Origin of the sequence: Hoeflea sp. CAU 1731 (assembly GCF_039888615.1) — a bacterium.
Lineage (GTDB): Bacteria > Pseudomonadota > Alphaproteobacteria > Rhizobiales > Rhizobiaceae > Flavimaribacter.
The window spans coordinates 44,017-56,212 of sequence record NZ_JBDQQS010000026.1; the positions used below are offsets into that span (position 1 = coordinate 44,017).

At 59.2% G+C, this 12,196-nt stretch carries 8 protein-coding genes and 4 pseudogenes; 6 read left to right on the forward strand and 6 right to left on the reverse strand.

Features of this window, described 5'->3' with window-relative positions; genetic code table 11:
* The first annotated feature begins 9 nt into the window (after positions 1–9).
* The 4 genes and pseudogenes from AAFN47_RS26215 to AAFN47_RS26230 form a co-directional block, all read left to right on the forward strand.
* Positions 10–1,008: a TAXI family TRAP transporter solute-binding subunit gene (locus tag AAFN47_RS26215; protein ID WP_499812181.1), complete on the forward strand. Its 999-nt coding sequence runs from the start codon at positions 10–12 to the stop codon at positions 1,006–1,008.
* Between the two features lie 37 nt (positions 1,009–1,045).
* Positions 1,046–2,938 carry a TRAP transporter permease gene (locus AAFN47_RS26220; protein WP_499812182.1) on the forward strand — a complete coding sequence of 631 codons (1,893 nt, stop codon included), beginning with the start codon at positions 1,046–1,048 and terminating at the stop codon, positions 2,936–2,938.
* A gap of 207 nt (positions 2,939–3,145) precedes the next feature.
* Positions 3,146–3,328, forward strand: a pseudogene (locus tag AAFN47_RS26225) (transposase); the annotation flags it as partial.
* 369 nt (positions 3,329–3,697) lie between these two features.
* Positions 3,698–4,451, forward strand: a pseudogene (locus AAFN47_RS26230) (transposase); the annotation flags it as partial.
* A 148-nt stretch (positions 4,452–4,599) separates the two neighbouring features.
* Here the strand turns inward: AAFN47_RS26230 and AAFN47_RS26235 are convergent.
* The 6 genes and pseudogenes from AAFN47_RS26235 to istA form a co-directional block, all read right to left on the reverse strand.
* Positions 4,600–5,304: a DUF7662 domain-containing protein gene (locus AAFN47_RS26235; RefSeq protein WP_499812183.1), complete on the reverse strand. Its 705-nt coding sequence runs from the start codon at positions 5,302–5,304 to the stop codon at positions 4,600–4,602.
* On the reverse strand, positions 5,234–7,069 hold the full coding sequence (locus AAFN47_RS26240; protein ID WP_499812184.1) for a type II toxin-antitoxin system HipA family toxin: 1,836 nt from the start codon (positions 7,067–7,069) through the stop codon (positions 5,234–5,236). The genes AAFN47_RS26235 and AAFN47_RS26240 overlap by 71 nt, the downstream gene beginning before the upstream one ends.
* 310 nt (positions 7,070–7,379) lie before the next feature.
* Positions 7,380–7,619, reverse strand: coding sequence for a hypothetical protein (locus AAFN47_RS26245; protein WP_499812185.1), 240 nt, complete (start codon positions 7,617–7,619; stop codon positions 7,380–7,382).
* A gap of 279 nt (positions 7,620–7,898) precedes the next feature.
* A protein-coding gene (locus tag AAFN47_RS26250; protein WP_499812186.1) for an IS1182 family transposase occupies positions 7,899–9,268 on the reverse strand; the annotation gives its coding sequence in 2 pieces (ribosomal slippage) (positions 7,899–8,152 and positions 8,152–9,268; 1,371 coding nt in all).
* Positions 9,269–9,364: 96 nt separating this feature from the next.
* Positions 9,365–10,129, reverse strand: a complete 765-nt coding sequence (gene istB / locus AAFN47_RS26255; protein ID WP_499812187.1) for an IS21-like element helper ATPase IstB — start codon at positions 10,127–10,129, stop codon at positions 9,365–9,367.
* Positions 10,126–11,600: pseudogene (istA, locus tag AAFN47_RS26260) on the reverse strand (IS21 family transposase). Before istA ends, istB begins: the two are co-directional and overlap by 4 nt.
* On the opposite strand from istA, the gene AAFN47_RS26265 reads away from it, so the two are divergent.
* Both AAFN47_RS26265 and AAFN47_RS26270 read left to right on the forward strand, forming a co-directional pair.
* Positions 11,550–11,771 (forward strand): hypothetical protein, encoded by a 222-nt coding sequence (locus AAFN47_RS26265; RefSeq protein WP_499812194.1) that lies wholly within the window; start codon positions 11,550–11,552, stop codon positions 11,769–11,771. The pseudogene istA and the gene AAFN47_RS26265 overlap by 51 nt on opposite strands.
* Positions 11,753–12,196, forward strand: a pseudogene (locus AAFN47_RS26270) (aldehyde dehydrogenase family protein); the annotation flags it as partial. The gene AAFN47_RS26265 and the pseudogene AAFN47_RS26270, both read left to right, overlap by 19 nt.

Consider the following 12,196-nt stretch of genomic DNA (forward strand, 5'->3'; position numbering starts at 1 on the left):
AGAAATGCAATGATTTCGAAATCAAAACGTTTGTTTTCTGCAACGATATTTGTCGGCGCAATCTTGCTGACGCCAGCCTCGGCGCAAGAAGAAGTTGATCTGACCTTTGCGTCCTTCTCTGTTGGCGGAAGTTGGTATGTGTACGCCTCCACCATCGCGGAATTTCTACGTGATGTTTTGCCGGAAGGCTCCAATGTCGACGCCACGCCATTGGGTGGCGGAGTCGTTAACTCCCTGCTCATCGACGCCGACAAAGCGCAGATTGCTCTGAGCCACGCAATGACCAACAAATGGGCGACGAATGGAACTGTGGCCTATGATGCGCCGGTCGCGACAACCCGCGCGCTGGTCGGCGGACTGGACACCTATTACCTGACAGTAACCGCGGTTGACGCAGAGCCCGGGACAGGTCTTCGGGAATATTTCGAAACCGTCAATCCCGACGCCAAGATCGGCGCCAATCCCGGCGGCAGCGTAGCCACCTTTGCCGGCAAGCTCATGTTGACGGCCGCCAATGCTTCGGAAGAAGAGGTGGAAGAACGTGGCGGCGCCTACCTGTCCATGCCGCTCGGCACCATTAAGGACAGCTTCCCGACGGGTGTTGTCGACGCCACGCCGCAGATCATTACACGCGGACATCCCGCCATCACCGAAATATCCGAAAACAACAACGTGACGATTCTTCAACCGGAAGACGACGTGCTGGAAACCATGAAAAGCACTTACGGTTTCGACCTGGGCACGCTTCCGGCCGACAGTTTCAGGGGACAGTCGGTGGATGTGAAACTGCCGACCACGTCCACCACCGTAATCGTGAGTGAGGAGATGTCGGACGATCTGGCCTACACGATAACCAAGGCGATCGTGGAAAACGCCGACAAACTGGCCGCAGCGCATCAGGCGTTGGCGGGGTTCGATCCGAACAAGGGCTGGCAGCCGGAAGTCGTGAACCTGCCGCTGCATCCGGGTGCGGAGAAGTACTACCGCGAACGCGGCTGGCTGAAATAGCTGTAACGAAGAAGACATGCGGAAAAGCTGTAGAACGATGGCGACCACTGACACACGCACTGAATCAGACGACTCCATTCAATCATTGCGTTCGCCTGTCGCCGTCATAGGCCTCTTGTGGATTGCGTTTCAGATCACAGTCTGGCTGCGTCCCGAAACCAGCATCTATGTCATTCGCGCAGGACACGTCTGTTTCGGACTCGCGACGTTTTTCGCCCTTTTAACAAATAGCAAATCCGCCCTTAACCGCATCATCGGCATCGCAGGCATTATACTGTCTGCGGTGCCGGTCATCATATACCAGATCGAGCAGGAGCGTCTGATTACCCGCTACGCAGGTCTCGCCGACCTGGAATTCGCGGATATCACTGTTGCGATCATTCTCGGAACGCTGCTCCTGTTTGCGTCCATCAAGAAACTTGGCGTCGGAATGGTAGTCGTGGTTGGCGCCTTCGTCGCCTACCAGCTGGCGGGCGGCCTTCTCCCGCGTCCCTTCGGTCATAAACAGACCGACTTGACGGGCTTTGTCGATCAGCAGTTTATGACCATAGACGGCTTACTGGGAATTCCGCTCGGCGTTTCCGTCAACATCATTTTCTACTTCATCCTATTCGCGACCATATTCGAGGTCTACGGCGGCAGCCGCATGATCATCCAGTTGGCGCTCGCCTTGACCGGGCGTTACGCCGGCGGTCCGGCAAAAGCCGCAGTTGTCGGATCTGCCGTGACCGGTCTGGTGTCGGGCAGCGCCGTCGCCAATGTCATGACCTCCGGCATGTTCACGATTCCGCTGATGATCCGCGGCAAGTACCAGCCGAGAATCGCCGCGGCCATTGAAGCTGTGGTGTCAACCGGCGGACAGCTTGTGCCGCCCGTCATGGGCGCGGCGGCCTTCATCATGGCCGACTTCCTGCAAATGCCGTATCGCGAGATCGTGGTGGCCGCCATTTTGCCGGCGTTCTTCTACTTCTTTGCGATGTTCTTGACCGTGCACTTTCAAGCCAGAATGTCTGGTATCGGAGCAACTGACCCAACTGACATCGATAGTCCCTGGCAGGTGCTCAGGCATAGCGGCCAATTGCTGCTGCCTCTTGGCTGGCTCGCGGGAAGGATCAGTTTCGGTTATCCAATTCCTAACAGTTGCGTAGAAAGCATAATAGGAGTCATCGTTGTAGGCACGCTGTTTCCACAAACAAGGATACCCTTAAGGGAACTGCTTCTGGGAGCCGCCGAAGTCGGAGCCCGCGCCATGCCGGTGGCCCTTGCCTGCGCGCTGGCGGGCGTTATCGTTGGGGTGGTGTCCTATACCGGACTGGGTAACAAGCTGACATCGATCATTGTGGACGTTTCCGATGCGTCGGTGGTGCTTGCGCTTGTTTTGACCATTCTGGGTACGATCCTCATGGGCATGGGAATGCCCACGACTTCCGCTTACATCATGTCCGCGATCCTGCTTGCACCCGCCCTGATCCAGCTTGGATTTGATCCGCTCGCCTCACACATGCTGGTGTTCTATTTCGCGATCCTGGCGATGGTGACGCCCCCGATAGCTCTGAGCGCCTATGCGGCCGCTACCATCTCGAACTCTCCACCCGGAGAGGTGGGGTGGGTTGCGTTCAGGCTGGCGGCGCCCGTCATGCTGATACCAGTGGTAATGATCCTGCGTCCTGCGATGCTCTTGCGCGGCACGCTCACGGAAATCCTGGTTGTCATGCTGATCGCTTTGCTGACTATTCTATTCAGCTGCGCTGCTTCTGTTGGATGGCTCTACAAACCGCTTAGAAATTGGCAACGCGGACTTGCCGTCTTTTGTTCTTTGTGTTTCGTCTCAAGCTCTGGCGGCGGAATATTCATGTGGCTGGCGTTGCTGGGAGTAGTTACGCTCATCTCTACTATTTTTGCTACAAAACACGGCTCCAGCCAGAGCTGAGCAACAGGCGTTTCAGGCTGTTTTGAACAAACCGGCTGATACCGATGATGTTAAGTTACAATATGGTGAGTTCCGACTATCCAGTGGGTGTGAAGAATCACGCGGTCTGTTGGCGGATGCTAAACGCCTTGTGAACGCTGCCAAAATTTCGCTGTGAACCGCCCCGGATTTGCCGGAGTCTCCAACTTCTGAGAGATTGGATGCGATATGAGCAAGACAAAGAACAAATTTTCACCTGAAGTGCGTCAGCGAGCCATCCGCATGGTGCTGGACCACGAAGCCGAACATCCGTCCCGGTGAGCGGCCGTTTCCTCAATCGTCGCCAAGATTGGCTGCTCGCCTGCGACGCTGCATGAATGGGTCAAGAAGGCCGAGGTTGACAGCGGCAAATTTCTGACGTCAGCATCCATCGGACAAATTTTGGGGTTTGAGCAACGGAGGATTTCCGGTTCATCGAAGCCATTATGGAGCGAATCTATGGACGCCCCCTGCGCAAGGTGTATTTCACGATAGTATCAACGGCATCGGATGCGTGAATCTATCCGGCCTTTATCGAAGCGTTTCTTTTGCTTCTGGCCTCGATGGGATCCGCGTGTTTTCAGTGCCTTCTAAGTGTCTGTCCAAGAATGGCCGGTTAGGTATCGGGGGGTGAGTGAAGGGCGGCAATCAGATTCTTTGTATTTTGCGACAAATACGGAGAGATCGAATGGCCTAGACACCCTTCACCCGCCGTCACCATGACAGAAGCGGGCTGAGTTCGCCCTGGAACACGAGGACCTGACGCCTCGGGAACTGGCGGTCAAATACACCAACGAGAAGCGGTATTTTGTCTCCGAGTCGTCTGCCTACCGCATTCTCAAGGCCAAAGACCTGATCACGGCGTTGGTTTATGTGGTAATCCGGGCCGCCGACGAGTTCAAGGACAAGACCAGCCGCCCGAACGAGCTCTGGCAAACCGACTTCACCTATCTCAAGGTGATCGGCTGGGGCTGGTTCTATCTCAGCACGATCCTCGACGACCACAGCCGCTACATCATCGACTGGAAGCTCTGCACGACCATGAAGGCCGAGGATGTGACGGACACGCTGGACCTGGCCCTGCAGGCATCGGGCTGTCATCATGCCAATGTCGTTCACAAACCCCGGCTTCTCAGCGACAACGGCTCTTCCTATGTCGCAGGCGATCTGGCCGACTATCTCGATGACAAGGGTATGGAGCACGTGCGCGGTGCGCCGCATCATCCGCAGACACAGGGCAAGATCGAACGCTGGCACCAGACGCTGAAGAATCGCATCTACTGGAAAACTACTTCCTGCCCGGTAACCCCTCGAGAGGCAGATCGGTGCCTTTGTCGAACACTACAACCACCATCGATATCACGAGAGCCTGGGCAATCTGACCCCGGCAGACGTCTATCATGGCCGAGGCGCGACAATCCTGAAAATGAGAGAGGAGATCAAGAAGCAGACCATCCACAAACGCCGCTTGCAGCACCAATACGCTGCCGCTTAAACTGAAACGGAAATCGGACCAGAGCCTCCGTTATGAAAAGTTATGAAAACCACCCAAGTATCCGAAAGCCTCTGACAACGGACAGTTTCATGATGGTCTCCTTTCGCTAGAGTGTTTCTCAAGACACGAAAGAAGAGAGCCGGGGGCATCAGCCGGCCGGTCCACCGGTCACACGGACCCTTGGAGCGGGCAGCCGGTTGATCGGACGGCGCGTCCGGCCAGTGCCGAACCGCCTGCGCAGATTTACAGCCTCGCCGATATAATGGCGCACACCGTCGGTACCGATCAGACGCAGGCGGTAAAGGGCCGGCAACTGCGGTGCCGCTGGAAACGACAGCTTGTCCCCCTCGTCGATTACGACAACCCCGAGGCGTTTCCACTGCATCGCGATGGCGATCCGGACATCGCCTTCGGGCGCATCGGGCAGATCCTCGACCATGTCTGGAGAGGCAGCACGATCGGGCCGGCTTCTTGAGGTGGTCTGCCTGCGCAAAACTTTGGCTGCATTCTGAGCGCGACGGAAGGTCACCGCCTCGCCTCCAAGATCGACATCTTTGGTTTCCCAGCCGGCAGCAAGCCAGGCATTGGAGTGCCGGTTGGGGTTCGGATCGTTGGCCCACCATGCCGGATGGTTGCGCGTGCTACGCGGCAGCGCGAAGCCGAGTATCTTCTCGATTTCGGCAAAGCGCAGACGACGGGACTCCGGACCCGGCGCGATCAGATAATCTTGCAGCTTGTCATACTTACTCAGGGCCGGCCTCCTTGCCGTCTTGGGTCCAGCATCATTCGAACGCGCCGACGCGCTCGCGACAAATCGCGAGCATCTGCTCGGCCTTGCCCGCAATGTCGTCATCTATGCCGGCAACATCCGGAGTAGTGACCGCCTCAACGCCCGCGCGCAGTCCTGCCAGCATGTCTTCGATTGCTTGATTCGCTGCCGTGGCAGTCAGGCCCGCCGTCGCTGCCATCTTGAGGAAGTCAGCGCGGCGCAGGCGATTATCCTTGCCGTTGATCTTCAGGGCCATGCGGTCATGTTCGAGGCCGGGAAAGACGACCGTGGTGACGGCGTCATAGAGCGGCGCGAGCCGTACGGTCTCAAAGCTGCGCGCATTCGGCTGCGCAATCTTGAGCAGCGCGAGATTCTTGAGGTGCATGTCTCCGTCCGCAATGATCCAGGCGAATAATGCGCGCTTGAGCACGAGGAGCAGATCGGCTTCCGGATCGGTCGAGAGCGGCCTAACGGCGCGGGCGATACGCTCGATCGTGCCGTCATATTTGGCTTCGGGGGGAAGATCGAGGACCGAGCACAAATCTTCGAGCGCGAGACGCCGCGTGTCATCGGCAGAAGCGCGAATATCGAAGCGCTCGACAATCAGCGCCGGCGGCATGCCGTCCGGCATAGCGGTCAACGCCGTCAGCGGCGCGTCGAGCCCGGCATGGCGGCCAAGCGCCATGGCGAGAAACTCGATCACCGGCAGCGCCTGAAACCCGCTGGTCCCGGCAGGCTTGAGTATGTGCGTAAAAGGCAGGCCGGTACCGGGAACAAGTTTACCGTCCTCACCGAGGAACATCGGCGCTTTGATCTGAACGCCCGACAGTCGCGGTGTGTCGGCGCTGGCGTAAAGGCGCGCGAGCTTTTCTTCGAAGCTCTGCTCGATGTCCCCGCGGCTCGGCCCGGCGTAGGTACCGGTGAAGATGCCGCCGGTTTTGAAATCGTCCAGACGACTGACCAGAACATCCGCGGGCAAGGCGTCAAGATCGGCAGCCTTGGTGCTGATCGTGATATTCGACATGTAGCGCTTGCCCGAACGCAGTACGGCGCGCTCGTCACTTTCCTTGAGGACGCGCTCCAGCCACCCTTCGGGCAAAAGAGAGAGAATGAAGGGCGGCAACTTGCCGGGAACGCGCTGCTGGATCAGTGGCAAATCGAAGCCCTTGTCCGGCTTCCAGCGCCATTCAAAGCCGTCATACATAAGATGCCCGATGTGGGTCCCATGCCAGGCGACGATAAAATCGAGGGCCGCCTCGTTACGAACCTCAATCTCAGCCGGTGTATGGAGCAGGTAGCGCTCGGCTTGCTCGCCCTCGCGATACCATTTGTTTTCACGAGCCAATGCCCAGAGGGCGTCAGCGGCTGCTTTGGGATCGCCGTACTCGGCAACCAGCCGCTGCGCGATGTCGGCGCGCATCGCCTCATCGATCGAGGCAGCGTGTTCGCTGCGCAGCCGGAAGGCTTCGAGAAAGCGCTGACGAACGGACGAGACATTGGTCCGGAACTCTCCCATGCCATCATCGACGGTAGCAGAAGCAACCGCCGGGTGATCGGGTGCAGTGTTCTGGATAATTTCCAGGGTCCTGATCCGGGTGCGCTGGTTGCGCGGCCCGCTGATAAAGAGCCGGCCATCGCGGGTCGGTGCGAGCAGGACGGCGCTGGCGGCGGAGAGATAGGCACGCGGATAGAGATAGTTGGCGATCCGGATCGCATGCCTGAGCACATCAGCGTCGGCATCGGCGTCGGCATCGACATAGATGCCGCGCATGAGCTGCACGATCTTGCCGGTTTCGGCCTGATAGTGGGCACGGGTTTTGTCGAGGTTTTCGCCGACGAGATAGAGCAATTTTCTAACTTTCGCGTATTTCACTTACGGGAAAGTTATAATTTTTTGCCCCAAATGTCAAGGATTTCTAACTTTCACGTATTTCTGATACGCAATAGTTAGAATCTCACCACCATCCCGCCCCACCGGGCGGGACCAAGGGGGGTGCAACCGGCACCGGGCTTGCGCCCCACCGCAGCTACAACGCCGACACGATCGGCACCAATATCGGCATGATGATCATCATCGCCGCCATGGCGCCCATGATGCCGAAGTCGGCGCCGACGATGATGACGACGATCATCATGGTGATCACCATGATCGTGCGCAGCTAATCAGCGTAGCGCGGCAACCGCTCCTTGAACAGCGCGACCAATTCGGGCTGCATGAACTCGTACTCGTCGGGAATGCCGAGTGTGACGACCGGCGTCGTGCCGAGCGCCTTCTTGAACTTCTTCCTTATCTTCTCGCGATGGTGATTTCCATCGCGTAGATCTTGTCCGCCACGCGACCAGATCGGCATCGAGCCGGCAAGGCGCTTCCGGATCGAGACCGGCCGACCGAACGGCAATATCCGCCCGCCCCGAAAACACCGCTGCAGCGGTCGGGCTGCGCAGCTTGTTCGCGGTGCAGACAAACAGGATATTCATCGTCCGGCTCCCATCCAATGGTCTCCATACAATATAGGTCATCGCGCAAGGTCGGTCCTGGTCAGGCTCTGGTCAGAGAAAAGAGGCCGCCTATGCTGCGGCCTCAGACTGTTGACAAACCTCGCTAATTTTTTAGCGGGGTTTTGTTTTGCGCGCCTTTGCAAATGAGCGTTTTGGGACTTCACCTATGCCTATCCAGCCTATGCGGGCGCGGACTGCGTGGTTTTGGTGAGGGCCATTGCGATCTTCTTGATGTTCTGGGCGGTGGCTGCAAGCAAACACTGGACTTTGACCCGCCACAAACTTCGGAGCCGCGCATATCGGTGGCCGTGAAGCTGCTTTGCATCGGCGAAGGAGCGTTCAACCGTCTCCTTGCGCCGCTTGTAGATCGCCTTGCCCCACGGCGTCAGGCGATGAGCGTCAGTCCGCTCGCGGACAGTAGCCCAGACATGTGGGTGATGGTGCGCTGGGCCTTGGCGTTGGTCGTGCATGAAGCCAGAAGCGGGCAGGTCCGGCAGACCTCCGGGTCGCTCCTGTAATGCCTGTAGCCGTTCCGGTCGGTGGTGGCGTACGGCAGCGCCTGCCCCCCGGGACAGCGATAGCCATCCAGCTCATGGTCATAGGTGAACTTTGATTTGCGCATCATGCCCGGTCGCGGCGGCGTGGGATTGCGGTAGCCGGTGACGCCGAGAATGTCGCGGTCCTCCAAACCCTTGGCGATGCCGGCGGTGGCATAGCCGGCGTCAAGCCCCACGGCGCGAGTATCCAGGCCGAAGCGGACCCGCTGGCGATCAAGGCGGCCGAGATAGACGATGCTGTCATGGACATTGGCCGGTGTGGCGTGCGTGTCGGTAATGATCCCGAGCTTGCCGTCGACGGTGCGGTGGTCGAGATAGAAGAAGCCCTTCGGCTTGCCGTCGCGCACCATGTAGCCCGCTTCCGGATCGGTGCGGGACACCTTCGTCTCTTTCTCCACCGGCTCGCGCGTGCCGGGCTTGAGCGGCTTCTTGCCGTGGGCGGCGCGATCTTCCGCGATGGCAAGATCGAGATCGTCCCAGTAATCAGACCGCGACTTGGCGACCACTGCCTTGTCGTAGCGGTTCTTGTTGGCGTTCGCCTTGAGATGGGTGGAATCGGTATACAGCACCGCGCCATCGACAAGGCCGTGACCAATCGCCTGTTCGACGATTGTATCGAATATGTCCTGGGCCACGCCCGGATCGGCGAACCGCCGGCGTCGGTTCTGGCTGAGCGTCGAGGCGTCGAACACAACATCCGAAAGCTTCAGCCGCAAAAACCAGCGATAGGCGACGTTGACCTGGATCTCGCGGACAAGCTGGCGTTCCGAGCGGATGCCGAACAGGTAGCCGATGAACAGCACCTTGAACATCAGCGTCGGATCGAGCGCAGGACGACCATTGTCGGCGCAGTAAAACCCGGCAACCCGGTCGTGGATGAAGGAGAAATCGATCACAGCGTCGATCTTGCGAAGCAGATGATCTTTCGGGACCAACTCGTCAAGCGTCACCATCTCGAGAGCCGTCTGTTCAGGGCCAGGTTTCTTCAACATGACCCACGGAATCACAACCCCCCGGAAAATGCCAGGGGTTTGTCAGCAGTCTGAGGGCCCCGATCGGGGCCCTTTCTGCGTTCGGCGTCGTGACGGTCACTGCTTGCGTTTCGATCGGCTTTGAGCAAGGCGATAGGACTGTCCGTTCATTTCCAGGATGTGGACATGGTGGGTGAGCCGGTCGAGGAGTGCACCGGTCAGGCGTTCGTCACCGAAGACGGACGTCCACTCGTCGAATGGCAGATTGGACGTGATGATCGTGGCGCCGCGCTCGTAGCGCTGGCCGATCAACTCGAAGAGAAGTTCGGCGCCTGTCTTCGACAGTGGGACGAAGCCGAGCTCATCGATGATCAGCAGTTCGTGCCCAGCGAGTTGCTTCTGCAAACGCAGAAGCTTCTTGTCGTCACGGGCCTCGATCAACTCATGCACAATCGCCGCGGCCGTTGTGAAGCGGGTCTTGATGCCGCGCTGACAGGCCGCCAGTCCCAGGCCGATGGCAATGTGGGTCTTGCCAACGCCGGAGGGTCCGAGAGCAATGATGTTCTCGTGCCTGTCGACGAACTCGCAACGGGCAAGGTCGAGTAAGAGTTTCCGGTTGAGCGCCGGGATGGCATCGAAGTCGAAGGTCTCGAGGCTCTTCTTGGCAAGGAACTTCGCCGACTTGATGCGCCGCTCCACCATGCGCGCCTCGCGGCCGATGAGTTCCAGTTCGATCAGCCTTGCCAGATAGCGAACGTGATCGACGTTTTCCGCCGCACATTGCCGGGCCAGCTTCTGGTAATCGCGCAGGACGGTCGGAAGGCGCAGCTTCTTCAGGTGATGCTGCAGAAGAAGGTCCGGTGCCTCATTGGCCGTGGTCATGGCGGATCTCCCGATAGCAGGCTCATGTAGCTGGATGCCGATGTCGTGGCCACGTTGGTCACTGGCAGGTGCGGATAGGCCGACAGGTCGAGCCTGGGCGGCTTCCGCTCGACCCGGCACAACGCAAGATGATTGACCGCGTCGTAGCTGATCGTCCCCAGCCGCAATGCATCCCGCACGGCCCCGTGTACCGTTGCCGGCGGGAACGTCTCCATCAGGCGCAGAACCTGTACATATTGCCGGCGGCGCATCGGTTCTTGCCGCTCAGTCGCGCTTCCAGCAGGCGGCGCAACGTGGCGAACTCCGTCGGCAAGTCCCAGCCCTGGAGTGGAGCCGTCTGATCCAGCGCGCCCACCTTCCGTTCGATGAGTGGCAGGTAATGCAAGGGATCGAAAACGAAGTCGCCGGCGTCATAGGAGCGTCGATGACGGGCGATCTCATCGCCTCCCGATACGATCAGCACCTCATCCACGTATGCCTTGACCAGGACATCCCGGTGGGCATGGGCAACCGGAACCGAGTAGTCGGTGTTCCTGTAGCGTACCAGCGCCTGGCTGGTGACACGGCCAGGTCGCTTGTCGCAGGCCTCGAAGGGCGTGACCGGAAGGTCCATGAAGGCCGCCTGATCCGTTGTCAGACGTTTGCCGATCGAGCTGTCACGACCGCGCAGGACCTTGCCCTGCCGCTCGCGGCATCGCTCCTCCAGCATGGCGTTGAGTTCGGCGAAGTCACTCACCTGCGGGATCGGAACCAGGAAGGTGCGCCGGGCATAACCGACCATGCCCTCGACCTTTCCCTTGTCATTGCCCTTGCCGGGACGGCCGTAGCGGTCCTCGAAAACGTAATGGGACTGCAGGGCATCGAACAGGGCACTGCGTTTGCGCGTTCCATCGCCGAGAATCTGCGCCACTGCCAGCCTGGTGTTGTCGTAAAGGACAGACCGCGGCGCGGCGCCGAAGAAATCGAAGGCCGCCACGTGCCCGTCGCAAAACGCCTCCGCCGTCTCGGCCGGGTAGGCCTTCATGAAGATCGCATCGCTATACGGCAGATCGACAACAAGAAAATGCACCTTCCGGCGCATACCATCCATGACGACCCAGGCTTCGCCGAAATCGGCCTGGGCATGGCCCGGCGGATGCGCCAGCGGAACAAACACTTCCTTCATCTGTTGCCGGCGCGGGCGCACATAATCCCAGACCGTCGTGTATCCGCCGTCAAAGCCGCGCTCTTCCCGTAACCGGTCATGGATCCGCCGGACCGTGTGCCTCTGCTTCTTCGGGGCGGCCAGGTCATCCACAAGGATCTGGTCGATGAAGTCGATGTGCGGGTCGAGTTGAGGGCGTCGTGGTGTGGTCTTGCGGCGATAGCCGGGTGGCTGCGGCTGCTCCAGCATCTTCTTGACGGTGCCGCGATCAATGCCATGGCGAAGCGCAACTTCCCGCTGGCTGATCCCGTGCTGAAAAACGTCAATCCGAACACGCTTTTACAAATCCAACCCGTACATCCTCCGCCCCCGGCCAGAACAAAGACCAGAGACTTAAACGTGGCGGGTTTTTACTCCGGTAAAACTGAAAACCCAGCCGGCCAATTCATCGGCTGGTTATTGCACCGAATTTTACAAAGGCCGTTGAGGGCGCAATGATCGCCAAGTGCCGCAACTCGGGCCAGACCTGCGTGTGCGCCAACCGTATATTCGTGCAGAGCGGCGTAGCCGCAGCGTTTGCCGAGAAGCTCGTTGCCGCCACCGCCAAGCTCAAGGTCGGAGACGGCATGGATGACGGTGTGCAGATCGGCCCGCTGATCGATGAGGCGGGCCTCGAGAAGGTCGAAGATCATGTCAAAGACGCAGTCGGCAAGGGCGCCAAGGTGCTTGTCGGCGGAAAGCGCTCGGACTTGGGCGGTACCTTTTTCCAGCCGACGGTGCTGACGGGTGTGGCAAAGGGCATGAAGGTTCTCTCTGAAGAGACCTTTGGACCGGTTGCGCCGATCATCTCGTTCGACACGATCGATGAAGGCATCGCGCTCGCCAACGACACCGAGTTCGGCCTCGCCGCCTACTTCTATGCG